The sequence below is a fragment of the Streptomyces sp. NPDC055140 genome (genome assembly GCF_053607285.1).
In genome coordinates, this window is sequence record NZ_JBSGTG010000022.1 from 1 (window position 1) to 14457 (window position 14457).

14 protein-coding genes and 2 pseudogenes are annotated in these 14457 nt (G+C 68.9%); 7 read left to right on the forward strand and 9 right to left on the reverse strand.

Annotated features, from left to right (window positions below; all coding sequences use genetic code 11):
* Positions 1-410: 410 nt before the first annotated feature.
* Positions 411-1322 (reverse strand): LysR family transcriptional regulator, encoded by a 912-nt coding sequence (locus tag ACWFR4_RS33535; RefSeq protein ID WP_453655869.1) that lies wholly within the window; start codon positions 1320-1322, stop codon positions 411-413.
* Positions 1323-1502: 180 nt separating this feature from the next.
* On the opposite strand from ACWFR4_RS33535, the gene ACWFR4_RS33540 reads away from it, so the two are divergent.
* The 3 genes from ACWFR4_RS33540 to ACWFR4_RS33550 all read left to right on the forward strand — a co-directional run bounded on the left by ACWFR4_RS33540 (position 1503) and on the right by ACWFR4_RS33550 (position 3900).
* Positions 1503-2135 (forward strand): NADPH-dependent F420 reductase, encoded by a 633-nt coding sequence (locus tag ACWFR4_RS33540; protein WP_453467693.1) that lies wholly within the window; start codon positions 1503-1505, stop codon positions 2133-2135.
* Positions 2136-2226: 91 nt separating this feature from the next.
* Complete coding sequence (locus ACWFR4_RS33545) at positions 2227-3162, forward strand: SDR family oxidoreductase (protein ID WP_453655870.1); 936 nt, start codon at positions 2227-2229, stop codon at positions 3160-3162.
* 78 nt (positions 3163-3240) lie between these two features.
* Positions 3241-3900: an NADPH-dependent F420 reductase gene (locus ACWFR4_RS33550; RefSeq protein WP_453655964.1), complete on the forward strand. Its 660-nt coding sequence runs from the start codon at positions 3241-3243 to the stop codon at positions 3898-3900.
* A 136-nt stretch (positions 3901-4036) separates the two neighbouring features.
* Here the strand turns inward: ACWFR4_RS33550 and ACWFR4_RS33555 are convergent, their stop codons facing one another.
* The 3 genes from ACWFR4_RS33555 to ACWFR4_RS33565 form a co-directional block, all read right to left on the reverse strand.
* Positions 4037-4162 (reverse strand): hypothetical protein, encoded by a 126-nt coding sequence (locus ACWFR4_RS33555; protein WP_453467690.1) that lies wholly within the window; start codon positions 4160-4162, stop codon positions 4037-4039.
* A 60-nt stretch (positions 4163-4222) separates the two neighbouring features.
* Entirely contained in the window at positions 4223-4453 is a 231-nt protein-coding gene (locus ACWFR4_RS33560; protein ID WP_453655871.1) for a hypothetical protein, read from the reverse strand.
* A gap of 324 nt (positions 4454-4777) precedes the next feature.
* Positions 4778-5887: an FAD-dependent oxidoreductase gene (locus tag ACWFR4_RS33565; RefSeq protein ID WP_453467687.1), complete on the reverse strand. Its 1110-nt coding sequence runs from the start codon at positions 5885-5887 to the stop codon at positions 4778-4780.
* 122 nt (positions 5888-6009) lie between these two features.
* On the opposite strand from ACWFR4_RS33565, the gene ACWFR4_RS33570 reads away from it, so the two are divergent.
* The gene (locus tag ACWFR4_RS33570) at positions 6010-6651 is read left to right on the forward strand and encodes a TetR/AcrR family transcriptional regulator (RefSeq protein WP_453655872.1); all 642 of its coding nucleotides are present in this window, start codon (positions 6010-6012) and stop codon (positions 6649-6651) included.
* A gap of 269 nt (positions 6652-6920) precedes the next feature.
* On the opposite strand, the gene ACWFR4_RS33575 is transcribed toward ACWFR4_RS33570, so the two are convergent.
* Positions 6921-7136 (reverse strand): hypothetical protein, encoded by a 216-nt coding sequence (locus ACWFR4_RS33575; RefSeq protein ID WP_453655873.1) that lies wholly within the window; start codon positions 7134-7136, stop codon positions 6921-6923.
* 20 nt (positions 7137-7156) lie between these two features.
* The gene (locus ACWFR4_RS33580) at positions 7157-7852 is read right to left on the reverse strand and encodes a restriction endonuclease (protein WP_453655874.1); all 696 of its coding nucleotides are present in this window, start codon (positions 7850-7852) and stop codon (positions 7157-7159) included.
* A gap of 338 nt (positions 7853-8190) precedes the next feature.
* Between ACWFR4_RS33580 and ACWFR4_RS33585 the strand changes: the two are divergent.
* From ACWFR4_RS33585 to ACWFR4_RS33595, 3 genes and pseudogenes are all read left to right on the forward strand, one after another.
* Positions 8191-8373, forward strand: a pseudogene (locus tag ACWFR4_RS33585) (helix-turn-helix domain-containing protein); the annotation flags it as partial.
* 77 nt (positions 8374-8450) lie between these two features.
* A pseudogene (locus tag ACWFR4_RS33590) lies at positions 8451-8654 on the forward strand (GNAT family N-acetyltransferase); the annotation flags it as partial.
* A gap of 400 nt (positions 8655-9054) precedes the next feature.
* A complete protein-coding gene (locus tag ACWFR4_RS33595; protein WP_453655875.1) occupies positions 9055-10539 on the forward strand; it encodes a UDP-N-acetylmuramoyl-L-alanyl-D-glutamate--2,6-diaminopimelate ligase in 1485 nt (494 codons plus the stop codon).
* Positions 10540-10794: 255 nt separating this feature from the next.
* Here the strand turns inward: ACWFR4_RS33595 and ACWFR4_RS33600 are convergent, their stop codons facing one another.
* From ACWFR4_RS33600 to ACWFR4_RS33610, 3 genes are all read right to left on the reverse strand, one after another.
* Positions 10795-11424 carry a biotin transporter BioY gene (locus tag ACWFR4_RS33600; protein WP_453655876.1) on the reverse strand — a complete coding sequence of 210 codons (630 nt, stop codon included), beginning with the start codon at positions 11422-11424 and terminating at the stop codon, positions 10795-10797.
* 64 nt (positions 11425-11488) lie between these two features.
* Positions 11489-12349: a 3-hydroxybutyryl-CoA dehydrogenase gene (locus ACWFR4_RS33605; protein ID WP_453655877.1), complete on the reverse strand. Its 861-nt coding sequence runs from the start codon at positions 12347-12349 to the stop codon at positions 11489-11491.
* 101 nt (positions 12350-12450) lie between these two features.
* On the reverse strand, positions 12451-14448 hold the full coding sequence (locus ACWFR4_RS33610; RefSeq protein WP_453655878.1) for an acetyl/propionyl/methylcrotonyl-CoA carboxylase subunit alpha: 1998 nt from the start codon (positions 14446-14448) through the stop codon (positions 12451-12453).
* Positions 14449-14457: the final 9 nt, after the last annotated feature.

A 14457-nucleotide genomic window follows, 5' to 3' on the forward strand; every position in this document is an offset into this window, starting at 1 on the left:
GCCCGCCAGCGACGCTGGCGGGCCACCCGCATCTTCAGGGCCTTTAAACCATCCACGCTGATCATCAGTGAGCGACCCGTCTGGGCCACGCCGGCCCGAAACGAAGGCCAACAGGCGGGCAGCCAACACGTCCGGCTGAAACCCGACGTCGGGTTGTGGATCCCACGGACCGACTTCTGCACACTACGAACGGCGGACCGCCGGCGAACGGCTCCGCTACTACGACACGGCGATCAGCCGACTTGAGCCGCTTCCGCAGCACGTACTTCCAGTCGGTCTCAGGTGCTTTGGGGCCCCTCAGGCAACTGCCGGCCGAAGAGCGGAACCGTCTCAGAGGTCAGCCGCAACAGCACCACTCCGTCAGGCCATTTCACTCTTCAGCGCATGATGAACGGGGTCAGTCGAACTGCTCAAGCGTGCCTTGTGACGGCATCGCCGCCAAGCTGCCACATCTCATAGTTCCCACATTCTGCCGTGATCTCGGCCGTCGACTGAGCCGCAGTGACGAAGTCATCCACTACCGGTGAGGTGTGCGATGCCGCCACCGCGAGGCACACCTGTTCGGGCGCCAGATCCGGGATGGGCACATAGACGACGTCTGGATGCGAGTAGAACACGGACGCCGAACGGGCCAGGAAGGAGATGCCCCGTCCGGCCGCGACATGCTCGAGCGTCTCGTCCACCCCGCGCACCGGATACCCGGCATTGCGGAGCGGGCGCTTGGTGGGCTGCGTGCTCGGGTCACCGTGCCAGACCAGCGGTTCACCGGCCAGGTCGGCCTCGGTGACCTCCCCCTTGCCGGCAAACCGGTGTCCGGCGGGCAGTACCGCTACCCGCGGTTCGGTGTACAGCGGGGTGACGCGCAGGCCGGCCTCGTCGATGGGCAGCCGCACATAGCCGACGTCGATGCGGCCGTCGAGCAGCATCGCAGCCTGGTCATCCCCTTCGATCCGCTGCACGTCCACGACCACGTCCGGGTGCCGGTCCTCGAACGCACGGGCCGCCGGGGTGACGGCAATGCCGGCCCGGAAACCAACCATCAGCCGCCGCTTGCCGCTGGCGGCCGCGGACACCCGGCGGCGGATCGCGTGGGTTGAGGCGAGCAACGGACCGGCGTCGGCCAGCAGTTGCCGGCCCGCGTCTGTCAGCTCTACACCGTGGCGATCCCTGGTGAACAGCGAGGCGCCGAGATCCTGCTCGAGCGCGCGGATCTGCCGGCTGAGCACCGGCTGTGCGATGTGAAGCTCATCGGCGGCGCGGCCGAAATGCAGTCGGTCGGCCACGGTGACGAAGTAACGCAGTTTGCGCAGATCCAGATCCATAGAACCCCCAGCCCGGTGATACCTCCAGGGTATCACCGCGGCTTCAATAGGTCTTGGACGCCACTCAGACCCGATGGCAGCATGAAAAACAGGCGCTTAAGGGCGTCGAAGTGAATTCAGCACAAGAATTCGACACTGGAATTTGACAGCAGGGTCAAAGCCCGGAAAGCAGGAACACCGATGAGCAGCATCAGCATTATCGGACTGGGAAACATGGCCCGTGCTTTGGCCGGCCGTGCGCTCGCCGGCGATAACGCCGTCGAGATCATCGGCCGCGACCAGGCCAAGGCCAAGGAATTGGCCGCCACGCTCGGCGGCGCCACGGTCGGGATGGCCGGGGCCGCCCCGGCCGGGGACATCGTGATCCTCGCCGCGCCGTACGCCGGCGCGGCGGCGGTGGTGAGGGAGTACGGGGACGCACTGCGCGGCAAGGTCATCGTCGACATCACCAACCCCGTAGCCCCCGACCTGCAGGGCTTCGTCGTCCCCGACGGCAGTTCCGGCGCACAGGAGATCGCCAAGGCGGCTCCCGACGACGCGCATGTCGTCAAGGCGTTCAACACCGTGTTCTCCCACGTTCTGGTGGCCGGCCCGGCCGAGGACCGCTCTCTGGACGTGTTCATCGCCGGCGACGACGCGCAGGCGAAGGCACGCGTGTCGGCGTTCGTCGAGAGCCTGGGGCTGCGCCCCTGGGACACGGGGGAGCTGTCCATGGCGCGGGCACTGGAGAACGTCGGCCTGCTGGAGCTGGGCCTCATGAACCACTCCGTCAAGCACACCAATTTCTCCCTCGGCATCACCCTTCTCGGCTGAGCTCACCCCTACCACTACCTCTCGTGCCGCATTACGCCAGTTCACTTACGGCACGAAAAGACCCTGCACCTACCCTCACAAGGACAGTTAGATGCGCGTATTCGTCGCTGGGGGAACCGGCCATTCCGGTTCGTACATCATCCCCGAGCTCATCGCCGCCGGGCACGAGGTCACCGGCCTGGCCCGGTCGGACGCTTCCGCGGCGACCCTGTCCGCGCTCGGCGCGAAGGTGCGTCGCGGCGACCTTCAGGATCTCGACGGGCTCAAGGAGGCAGCCTCGGGCTCCGATGGCGTCATCCACGTCGCCCACAGGCAGGATCTGCTGCCCTCCGGCGGGATGGACGCCGTGGCCGCTGCGGAGCTCCCGATCATGCTCGCGTACGGCGAGGCACTCGCGGGAACCGGAAAGCCGCTGGTCACGGCGGGAAGCATGGGCTCGCCCGGGAACCTGGAGCGGCCGGCCACCGAGGAGGACCCGGCCCTCCCCGCCGGCGAGGAGCACAAGGGCACCCTGCGGGTCCGCAACGTCGTGGAAAGGGCCGTTGTCGACCTCGCCGAGCAGGGGGTGCGGTCTTCGGTCGTGCGGATCGCCAACATCGCGCACAGCACGACCGATCGTGTCGGCTTCCTCCCCACGCTGATCGCGCTCGCGAAGGAAAAGGGGTTCGTCGGCTACCACGGCGACGGCGCGAACCTGTGGAACGCCGTGCACATCCGCGATGCCGCCACCTTGTTCCGCCTGGCGCTGGAGAAGGGGCCGGCCGGCAAATACTGGCACGCGGTCGAGGATGGGGGCATCACGTTCCGCGACATCGCCGAGGCCATCGCCAGCCGCCTGGGCCTGCCCGCCGTGAGCGTTCCCAACGATGCCCTGATGACGCCGGGGTACTTCGGGTTCCTCACGAATATCGTCACGCAGAGCTACCCGGCGTCCAACACCATCACCCGCCGGGCCCTCGGCTGGGAACCCGCCCGGCCCGGCCTGCTCGCCGATCTGGACAACGGCCATTACTTCCCGGCCGGCTGACGGCGGGAACCCGGATCGTAACGAGCCCGGCAACCGGCAAGTTCGGCTCTTCTGAAGGACGTTGAGATTATGACGACTGTGGGATTCATCGGAAGCGGAAGCATCGGCAGGACCCTCGCGCGACTTGCTGTCGGGGCCGGGCACCGGGTGGTGCTCAGCAACTCGCGCGGTCCCGAAACGCTCGTGGACACGGCCGAGGAACTGGGGTCGCGGGCGTCCGCGGCGACGAGCGAAGAGGCCGCGGCGGCGGGTGACATTGTCGTGGCCACGGTGCCGGTCAGCGCCTTCCCCCACGTGCCCGCCGCGCCACTGGCCGGGAAGACGGTCATCGACACCTGCAACTACGGCCCCGAGCGTGACGGGCACATCCTCGAGCTCGACAGCAAGTCCCTCACCTCGAGCGAGCTGCTTCTGCGGTACGTCCCGGACGCCCTGCTCGTAAAGGCGTTCAATAACATCTTCTTCAAGCACCTGCTGTCACTCGCCCGCCCGGCAGGGGCGGCCGACCGCTCCTACCTGCCGATCGTCGGGGACTCCGCACCGGCGAAGGCGGCGGTGACCGAATTCATCGACTCCATCGGCTACAGCGTGGTAGACGCGGGAACGCTGGCCGACAGCTGGCGGCAGGCGACGGGCACGCCGGTGTGGGGAACACCGTACGGGCCGTACTCGAACGAGAAGGGCCAGCCGGTCGGCGAGGGCGCCATCCGCGCGGCACTGGCCACCGCAACGCGGTAACCGTCAATTATCGCGGACCGTGATGTGGTCCGGCCGTGCCATGCCCCCGTCCGGGGGTTACCGGGCGGGGGCATATTTCGCACGCAAAGGCGTCGAATCCAGCGAAGGGTTTGCCCCTGCGTCTCGTCGCGCGGAGTCAGGTTCGATGTCGCTGGGTCAGGTCGCGGACTGCTCCCTGGGCGGCCAACTGCCCGCGCAGATTCGTGTTGGCCTCCTTGAGCTGGTGGTTCTCGATCTCCAGGACCTGGACGATCCGGGCCAAGAGCTGCGCCTGGCTACGCAGATCGTCGCGTTCGGCGCGGACCCGGGTCAGGTCCTGCTGCTAGAACAGGTCCTTCAGGCCGGTGTGCTTGTGGGTGAGCTTGTTGCGGCGCAGGTCGGCTTCCGCGGCGAGGGAGACGATGGTCAGCTTGCCGTCGGAGTGCAGCGGGGCGCCGATCAGCAGGCGCACCATGGCGTCGGTGATGGCTCTGATCTCTGCGGCGTCCGCGTCGATCCTCGCGACCTCGGCCCGTAGGGCGGCGATCTGGCTGTCAGTGCGGCTGATGTTCACGCACGCCGGATGGCAGCGGGAGTGGTCCGGGGTATGGCGGCCGCCGTCGCGCGCTCGGTCGCGGTCGGGGGTTGCACAGGGCGGTGAACGCGTCGTGGTTGCAGGTCAGGAACGCTTTCGGGTCTTCGAAGACCTGGAGGCGAGGATTGGCAACCAGCGCGCGCAGCTCGCATTTGCCCAGGTAGGTCCCTGCATATCCGTCGGAGAACTCGGGCTCCGCTGCCGGGTGCTCTCCTTCCTCGACACCCCCTACTTCGACGACGTTCGCAAGACGAGGCCAGAGATATCTGCACCAGGCTTCGAGCTGGTCGTATTCGGTTTCCTTCAGCCGGGTTGGAAGAATGCGAGCAGTTTCTGGCCGGCGTCCGGCGACATCAGCAGTTCCTGCATGTCCGCGGACATCCGGGCGGCAGCGCCGGTGCGTTCGAACATCTCGCGTTCGTATTCTTTGACGGCGGCGGGATGGTCGTCCGGGTGCGCGGCCAGCGCGAGGCCGAGCAGAGCGCCGTCGAGCAGCGCCATGTTGGCGCCTTCCCCCACCGGGGGCATCAGGTGCGCGGCATCGCCGAGCAGCGTGACGCCCGGCGTCGACGGCCAGGTCAGGCCAGCCGGCAGAGTGCTGATCGACCGTGGCAGGACCGTGTCGTCGCAGGCTGCGATCAGTGCGGTGAACCGTGCGTCCCAGCCGCTGAGTTCCTCGATCAGCCGCGCCCGGGCGGCGGCTGGATCGTCGAACGGGATCCCGCTGGTGGCGAACCAGTCCTCGGCGGTGTTGTAGAAGCTGAGGCCGATGCGAACGCGGCCGTCGCCGTTGCGCTGCGCTGCCAGGGACTTCCCGTCGCCGAGCACCCAGTAGTTGCCGCGCCCGACCATCGCCGCGAGGTCGGGGTAGGTGCGGTCGATGTCGGGAATGCCGAGCTCGACGACGTTCTGGCCGATGTGCGCCGGTCGAGCGTCGGTGAGCAGTGCACGGACTCGGGAGCCCGCGCCGTCGGCGCCGACCAGCAGGTCATACGTCGCACTGCTGCCGCCGGCGAAGTGCAGCACGCCGTTGTCAGCGGACTCAAACGCGTGTCCCCAGCGCACCGCGTGTTCAGGAAGGGAGTCCAGCAGCAGGTTGCGCAGATCGGCACGGTCCACCTCGGGTCGCTCGAGCGGGGCGCCCTCGGGTGTGTCCTCCTGCAGCAACAGGGTGCCGTCCGGCTCCAGAAGCCGCATGTCCTGCCCCTCACCGCGGGCAATCGCGTAGAACTCGTCAATCAGACCGGCCTCGCGCAGCGCCCGCTGCCCGGAGTGGATGTCGAGCATGCCGCCCTGACCGCGCGCACCACGCGACGATTCACGTTCGTACACCACCGCGTCGATGGCGTTCACGTGCAGCACCCGGGCAAGGGCCAAGCCACCCAAGCCGGCTCCGACAATGGCGATGGTCATAGTTCCCCTCGATTCACCGTATCCATCAATACACTGTATCGCTCCTAGCACCGTATCGCTCCCAACGCTGTATTGTCGTCGGCATGTTGGTGTGGGAGCGGCCGGAGCCGCCGGATCGACCGATGCCGGCCCCGCTGAGCCGGGAGCGGATCGTCCAAGCGGCGATCCAACTCGCCGATGCGGACGGCCTGGACGCGGTGTCGCTGCGCAAGGTCGCCGCGGCGCTGAACGTCGGACCGATGCGGCTGTATGGCTACATCGCCACCAAGGAGGAGTTGCTCGACCTGATGGTCGATGCGGTCCACGCGGAGATCAGGCCGACCGGAGACGGTTGGCGAGAGGTGCTGCGTTCCCTTGCCGAAACCATCCGGCAGGCCGCCCACCAGCACGAATGGCTCGCCGACCTGCTCGGCGGGCGGCCCCAGCTCGGGCCGAACACGCTGGCCAGCGGAGAGTCCGTGCTGGCCGCGATGGGCGACGTCGACCTGGACACCGTCGTGCCGGCGGTCGCCGCGGTCAATGCGTACGTGATCGGCGCGGTACGCCGGGAGGTCACCGAGCGGCGCGCCGAGCGGGTCTCCGGGATGGACCAGAGGCAGTGGCAGGCCACCTTCGGCCCTTATCTGCAGCGGACCTTCGCCACCGGCCGATTCCCCGCGCTGGCCTCGCTCGTCCACGATGGCCCCCACCTGGGCGCCGACCAAACCTTCTGGATCGGCCTCGACTTCCTCCTCGACGGCATCGAAGCCCGCATCTCAAGCTGACGCGCGGCCGAAAGACCAGACGAGCGCCGCCCGCGGCACCAGTTCGGCGCTGACGCATTGAGACGACGCAATCCAGCCAAAACCGAAGAAATGCCACGGAACTGAGATTCAAGCCGCATTGCATCCCGTGAGGCAACCGAAGGATCCACTGGTCAGCGGAGATCAACATGTCACGCGATCTGAGGCCCTGCACCAGAGGTAGGCGGGTCGCACTCGTCGCGCCCCGCCAATAGGTCGTCACCGCTCCCGTGGTTGTGCGGTCCGGGATCTCAGGGGCTGTCGGCCTCAGAGATGTTCTTCACGACATCACCCAGGACGTCGAGGATTCCCTGGCCGAACCCGGTCGGCGCGATCAGCACGCCGAAAACCAGCACGATGGACACGGTCAGCCACTGGTCGGATCGGCTTCGGGCCTGCACACGGCGGCGTATGCGGAAGTAGATGATCACGGCAAGCAGGGCCGCCACGTTGAACGTAAGGATCACTGGGCCACCTCCCCCTCTGGTCAGGACAGTGCCGTCGGGCGGCGTGGCGGTGGGATGCGACCGAGCAGGTCCCACAGCGGCCGTGATCCGGCGGCCCACTCGCCCAGCACGCGACGGTCGACCAGGTGGATACGGTGCTCCCGGCCCCACGGGATGGCCTTCGAGGAGAAGCGGCCGTTGGTGAGGACGACCGCGATGTCCGCGCCGTGGACCTGTCGGGCAGTGCCGTTGACCTGTTGCAGCACCCCGACGCCGACGGCCGAGCCGCGGTCCCCGTCGCGGCGGTGCTTGCACTGGATTGCCCAGATGCGGCCGGCCGGGTCGGTTGCCCGTACGTCGCAGGCGTCGTCGCCGGCGCCGCCGATCTGCTCGGCCGTGCAGCCGTCTCGGCGCATCAAGTCCCTTATGGCGAACTCGAATGCGCGGTGGTCCAGGGCGTCGATCTCGGCGATGCGCATCCGCAGGGCCTGGGCGCGTACGCGTTGCCACTCGCCTCGCTGTCGGACCTGCTGGAGCCAGAAACCGCCGGCGACCGAGGCAATCACGGCCATGAGAACGAGGAGCCACCAGTGAGCGAGCAGCCACTGCACGGCGGCGACCGCCAAGCCGACCGCCACGACAGCGCCGACCAGCAGAGCGATCTGCTCGTCCTGCTTCTTGGAACGACGGGCCGCACGGCGGCGCACGGTCCGCCGTGCGGGGCGACGGCGGCTCATCTGGCCACTCCCCATGCGACCGGGGCGCCAGAAGTGGCGTTTCGTGGCAAGCACTTGGCGTCACCACTGAACCTTGGTTCGCCGCGTATGTGTGCCTTCACCTGTGCCGTCATGATCGAAATCCCCCTCTGTCCAGATGCGTTGGCATGCCCCTCGCGCAGGTCGTATGACACCACGCGTCACTGACGTGGCGTAAGGATGTGATCGCTTAGGGTGATGGGGTTTCGGTCAGTGAGTGCCGCTCATCCATCCGCCCGAATGGAAGCCACTTGCGCGTTCGATGGCAATGCCGATCAACTTCCAGCCGATTCAGCGTCCTTGAGCTGCGCCACGAATGTGTGAGCGTGACCACGATGTGTGTGAAGCGGGCGTTCAAGTACCGCTTCCATCGGACTGATGTGCAGGCGGCCGAGCTGTCGCGCACGTTCGGATGCGTACGCAAGGTCTACAGCCTCGCGCTGGTCGCCCGCACAGAGGCGTGGGCGCGCCAGGATTGGGTCAACTGCAACGCCACCTCGGCGACGCGGCGAGCGCATCCAGTTCACTGCGGCGAGCGGTGATCCGCTCCAGCTACTGAGATCACTGCGGTCTACTTCGACCCGCCTTCCGCGGGCAGGGCCTGGCCGCCCGCCTGGTCCTGGCGGTGGCCCCCGGCGTCCGTGCCCGCGACGAGAGGCCCTTCCTGCACACCTGCGCGCGCAACACCAACGCCATCCGGCTGTACGAGTCGCCGGGCTACCGGCTGCGCCACGGCACGGCGTTCCTCGCGGCGCGGGTGCCGGCGACAGCGCGGCAGCAGTAACGCAGATGTGCGGACGAGCGGTGGGCGATTGCCCTTGCGGCTGGACGTACACTCCACACATGGGTCGTACATGCGCAGTGAGGGAGTGCCTGTTCCAGGCCCCTCATGCCCTGTGCCCGTCCGCGGCGTGCGCGACGACCGTCGGCCGCGTGAACGCGCCGGCGATCTACTGTCGCGCGTTGCACGGCCACGGCTAGCGATTCCGGGTAATTCTCGGCATTTCCCAGATCATTCCGCCCCTGCAGGCGGGCCATTTTCTGCGCTGCTGCCCCTACCTCTGTAGCCGTACGGCGACGGTCCTCGCCGCAATTTCCTGCTTTGTCATCCTTTGGCGCTCTGGCGCCGCCTGCGCGCCGACCGCCGGACGACCGGCAGCCGGTGCATCTTCGAGAGGACCCTTGTGAAGTTGAGCGAGCTGCTCGCCGGGCACGATCATGAAGTCATCGAGGGCGATCCGGAGACGAGGATCACCGGAGGCACCTGCTTCGACGCCCACCGCGCCGCTCCGGGATCGCTGTTCATCGCGGTACCCGGGCATCGCGAGGGCGGCCCCGAGTCCGTCGGACCGGCTCTCGCGCGCGGCGCGGTGGCTGTACTCATCGACTCCGCGACGGCGCAACTTCCGGTCGCGACCTGGGCGTCGGCAGCTGGTGTATGCGTCGTAGCCGTCGCGGACACGCGCAAGGCGGCGGCGGTCGTCGCCTCCCGCTACCACGGGGAGCCAGGCCGGCAGATGAAGATGGTGGCCATCACGGGCACCAACGGGAAGACGTCGGTTTCCTCCATGGTGGAGTCGGTGCTGAGGGTCGCCGCGCGCGCCAGGGTGGGGGTCATCGGGACGGGCGGCAGCCGGATCGGCGACGAACTGATCCCGATGCCGCAGTCGGTACTGACCACACCGGAGTCGCCGGACTTCCAGTATCTGCTCGGGTGCATGCGCGACCGCGGTGTCGGCACCGTGGCGCTCGAAGCCACGTCGATGGGCCTGCTGACCCACCGCCTCGACCACTCGTTCATCGACGTGGGGGTGTTCACCAACCTGACGCAGGATCACCTGGACGACCACGGCACCATGGAGAACTACCGGGACGCCAAACTGCGTCTGTTCCAGGGGCTGTGCCGGCGTGCGGTGGTCAACGCCGACGACCCGGTCGGAGCCGGCATCGCGGCGATGATGCCCGGCGCGGTCGTCACGTACGGCATCGACGCGGAGGCGGACTACCGGGCGACCGACCTCACCATGGACGCCGTCGGCACCCGCTTCACCCTGCACCACGCCGGCCACAAGTATCCGGCGGCCATCCCCCTGCCTGGACGGTTCTCCGTCTCCAACGCACTGGCCACTGTCGCAGCCTGCCACCTCATCGGGCACAATCTGGCCGGACTGGTCGCCGCCCTCGAGCAGATGCCCCCGATCCCGGGAAGGTTCGAACGCTACGAGACCCCGGACGGCACGTCCGTCATCGTGGACTATGCGCACTCGCCGGACTCACTGGAGAAGGTGCTGACCACCATCCGCGGCTTCGCCTCTGGCCGGGTTGTCACGGTCTTCGGCTGCGGCGGTGACCGGGACGTCACCAAGCGCGCCCGGATGGGGGAGATCGCCGGCACCTACTCCGATCTGTGCGTTCTCACTTCGGACAATCCCCGCAACGAAGACCCCCGGGCGATCATGGATCAGATCGTCCCGGGCCTGCTCGCGAGCGGAACCACTTTCGAGCGGTTCGCAGACCGGCGCCGCGCCATCTCCTTCGCCCTGTCCGCCGCAGGGCACGGCGACGTCATCCTGATCGCGGGCAAAGGCAGCGAGCCCTACCAGATCGTCAATGAGGAACTGCTGCCGTTCAGCGACATGGCGACGGTACGCGAACTCGCCACGCGGTAGGCGTACCGGCCTTCTTGACGCCCGGCGCTGGTTGCAGTGCCGGGCACGAGGACGTGCAGTGGTACCGAGACACCCTCCGTACCCGCCGTGCTACAGCCGGGTGCGCAGGATGAAGTCCAACTCCGAGGGTGCGCGATGAATGCACCAGACGGTGGTGTGCAGTTGGGGGACCTGCGTCTTCGCCCCCTGGCCGTGGGCCGCATGGCGTCGGACGGACGGTGGCTGGACAACACCTTGAGGCTGGAGACCCAGGTGTCAACGGTGATCGCCAGTCCTGGCGTTCCCCAGTACGCGCCACACCGCAGGAAGCGCACCCATTGCCAGGGCCGCTTTGAGAGCATCGCCCACCAGATAGGGAGCGGCGCCAAGGGCCACCGCCCGGTCCAGGGAAAGATGCAGGGACAGCGCGAGATACGGCACTCCGACGGCGTACACGCACAAGGTGCCCAGGGCCATGACACCGGCCGTACGCAGCGGGCTCCGGTCGCCGCCGCGGCGGGCCAGGCCGCCCACCACGGCGGCGGCGAGAACCAGGCCGAGGACGTAGCCGAAGGTGGGTATGGCCGCGCCGGAGGTGCCCTCGGCGAACCAGGGCATGCCGCAGACGCCCACACCGGCGTAGACGGCGAGCGCCAGCGCCCCGCGCCGCGCCCCGAGGGCGATGCCGACCAGCAGAGCGGCGAAGGTCTGCCCTGTCACAGGGACCGGCGACCCGGGCACCGGCACCGCGAACTGCGCGGCGATCCCGGTCAGGGCGGCGCCGCCGAGGACCAGCGCGGCGTCGCGCGCCCCGGTCCGGGCGGCGCCGTCGGCCGACAGCAGGTCGGCGAGGACCCGTCCCGCAGGACGGGGTGTCGGCGAAGTGATGGTGGAGGCAGTGCTCACGTCAGGGGTGTCCGTTTCTGCGTGTTCTGTGGGGCTGTCGTGCGGGTACCGGTGCGCGCGGCGGCTACGGGTACGGGTAGAAGCCGCGGCCCGACTTACGGCCGAGCAGGCCTCCCTCGACCATGCGGGAGAGCAGCGGCGGAGCCGCGTAGAGGGGCTCCTTGAACTCCTCGTACAGTGCGTCGGCCACGGCCGCCACGACGTCGAGGCCCACCATGTCGGTCAGCCGCAGCGGGCCCATCGGGTGCGAGCAGCCGAGCACCATGCCCTGGTCGACGTCCTCGACGGTGGCGAAGCCCGTCTCCACCATGCGCACGGCGGACAGCAGATACGGCACCAGCAGCGCGTTGACGACGAAGCCGGCCCGGTCCTTGGAGCGGATCGGCTGCTTGCCCAGGGTCTGCGCGACCCATGACTCGGCCCTGTCCATGGTCACGTCGGACGTGTGCAGGGAGCCGACCAGTTCCACCAGGGGCATCGCCGGTACGGGGTTGAAGAAGTGGGTGCCCATGACCTGGGCCGGGCGGCCTGTGGCCCCGGCCAGCTTCATGATGGGGATCGAGGAGGTGTTGGAGGCCAGGATCGCCTCCGGGTCCTCGACCACCTTGTCGAGGGTGGCGAAGAGATCGAGCTTGAGCGTCTCCTCCTCGCGGACCGCCTCGACCACCAGCTGGCGGTCGGCCAACTCGCCCAGATCCATGGTGAATCCGATGCGGGACGCGGCCGCGTCCCGCTCGGCCGCGGTGAGCCTGCCCTTGGCGACGGCGCGGTCGAGGGAGGCGAGGATGCGGTGCCGCCCGGTGGTCAGCGACGCCTCGCGGGAGACCGCGACCAGCACGTCCATGCCTGCCAGGGCGCTCACTTCGGCGATTCCGGCGCCCATGGCGCCCGAGCCGACCACTCCGATACGACTGATGGGGCTCATCTGGTGTATCACTTCTTCCGTTTTGGTCTTGCCTTGAATGCGTGGTGCCTGGTGCCTGGATGCAGTACGGGTGCGGTGCGCGGCCGGTGCGGGTGCGCGGCTCAGGCGGCCTCTTCGCGCTGTTCCGGCGCGATGACGACGAGGACCTGGTCGGCCGAGACGATGTCGGCCAGAGCGCAGCGGACCTCCTCGACCACGCCGGAGGCGGGGGCGAGCACCCGGTTCTCCATCTTCATCGCCTCGACGATCGCCACCGTGTCGCCCTGCTGTACGAAGTCGCCCACCCTTATGGGCAGTTGGACCACGGTGCCGGGCATGGGCGAGGTGACGGCGTCGCCGCCGGCCGTACTGTCGTCCTCGCCGGCGACATCGAGCGTGAGGGTCAGCCGGCGGCCGTCGACGACGAGTTCGCAGCCGTCCGCCCGGCGCAGGCCCGTCCACAGCGCCTCGCCGACCGTGCCGCGCAGCAGCGCCCCGTCCGGCGTGCAGGTGACGGTGAGGGGTTCGCCCGCCACGGCCACCGTGAGCGCGTTCTCCCGCCGGGAGAGCAGTGCCGCTTCGAGGGGGCGGCCGCCGACCCGGCAGGCGACGCGGCCCAGCGGAGCGTGCCGGTCGAGCAGTTGCCGGTCGAGAGCGCCGAGGGAACCGCTCCACGGTGACTCCGCTCCGTGCACGGTGGGGCGGGCGGGCAGGCTCATGGCGGCCGCGCAGGCGGCCGCCACCGGCTCGAGGTCCCGCCGGTTCTCGGCGCCGCGGGCGGCGAACTCGTCCACCAGGTGGGTGTCGATCAGCCCGGCGCTGACCCGGGGGTCCCGCAGCAGATCGGCGAGGAACCCGAGGTTGGTGGTGAGGCCGAGGACGGCGGTGGAGCGTACGGCGTGCAGCAGGCGGGCGAGGGCAGCGGGGCGGGCCGGGTCGTGCGCGATGAGCTTGGCGATCATCGGGTCGTAGAAGACCGGGACGTCGCCCGCGCCGTCGAAGGCCGCGTCGACCCGCAGATCGGTGGGCCACAGGGTGGCCAGCGCCCGGCCGGGGGCGGGGCGGAAGTCCGCGTCCGGATCCTCGGCGTACACGCGGACCTCGATGGCGTGACCGGTCGTCGTGATCTCGCCCTGTGCCAGGGGGAGTTGTTCGCCCGCGGCGGTCCGCAGCTGCCATTCGACCAGGTCGAGGCCGGTGATGGCCTCGGTGACCGGGTGTTCGACCTGGAGGCGGGTGTTGACCTCCAGGAAGTAGAACCCGCCTTCGCCGTCACCGGCACTGTCGAGGATGAACTCGAAGGTGCCCGCGTTGGTGTAGCCGATGGCCTGCGCGCCGCGTACAGCGGCCGACAACAGTGCCTCCCGGACGTCCGCCGGGAGATTGGCGGCCGGCGCCTCCTCGACGATCTTCTGGTGGCGGCGCTGCAGCGAGCACTCCCGCTCGAAGAGGTGCACCACGTTGCCGTGGGTGTCGCCGAAGACCTGGACCTCGATGTGCCGGGGCCTGCGCAGATACCGCTCGACCAGCAGGCGTCCGTCGCCGAAGCTCGCGCGGGCCAGGCGGACCGCGGCCTCGACGGCGGGGGCGAGGTCGCGCTCGTGCTCGATGACCTGCATGCCCTTGCCGCCGCCTCCGGCGACGGGCTTGAGGATGACCGGGTAGCCGATACGGTCCGCGTGCGCCCGGATGTCGTCCGCCGACTCCGTGGCGTCCGCCGAGCCCGGCAGGACCGGCACGCCCGCCTCGGCCATCAGCCGCTTCGCGGTGGCCTTGTCGCCCATGGCCGCGATGGTGCTCGCGTCGGGCCCGACGAAGACCAGGCCCGCCGCTGCGGTGGCGGAGGCGAACTCCGCGTTCTCCGAGAGGAATCCGTAGCCCGGGTGGACGGCGTCGCAGCCGGTGCGCAGGGCCGCGTCGATCAGGGCGTCGGCGCGCAGGTAGCTGTCGGCCGCCGGGGAGGGGCCTATCAGGACCTGTTCGAAGGCGCCGTCCAGGTGGGCCGCGGCGCCGTCAGCCTCGGAGTGGACGGCCACGTACTCGATACCGAGGCGCCGGCAGGTGCGGGCGATACGGCGGGCGATCTCGCCCCGGTTGGCGATCAGGAGTCGTTTCACCATGACTGACCA

Excerpts from the sequence above, each read along its gene's own strand:
- ACWFR4_RS33535 (WP_453655869.1), bottom strand. The coding sequence starts at position 1,322 with ATGGATCTGGATCTGCGCAAACTGCGTTACTTCGTCACCGTGGCCGAC.
- ACWFR4_RS33540 (WP_453467693.1), top strand. The coding sequence starts at position 1,503 with ATGAGCAGCATCAGCATTATCGGACTGGGAAACATGGCCCGTGCTTTG.
- ACWFR4_RS33545 (WP_453655870.1), top strand. The coding sequence starts at position 2,227 with ATGCGCGTATTCGTCGCTGGGGGAACCGGCCATTCCGGTTCGTACATC.
- ACWFR4_RS33565 (WP_453467687.1), bottom strand. The coding sequence starts at position 5,887 with ATGACCATCGCCATTGTCGGAGCCGGCTTGGGTGGCTTGGCCCTTGCC.
- ACWFR4_RS33570 (WP_453655872.1), top strand. The coding sequence starts at position 6,010 with ATGCCGGCCCCGCTGAGCCGGGAGCGGATCGTCCAAGCGGCGATCCAA.
- ACWFR4_RS33580 (WP_453655874.1), bottom strand. The coding sequence starts at position 7,852 with ATGAGCCGCCGTCGCCCCGCACGGCGGACCGTGCGCCGCCGTGCGGCC.
- ACWFR4_RS33605 (WP_453655877.1), bottom strand. The coding sequence starts at position 12,349 with ATGAGCCCCATCAGTCGTATCGGAGTGGTCGGCTCGGGCGCCATGGGC.
- ACWFR4_RS33610 (WP_453655878.1), bottom strand. The coding sequence starts at position 14,448 with ATGGTGAAACGACTCCTGATCGCCAACCGGGGCGAGATCGCCCGCCGT.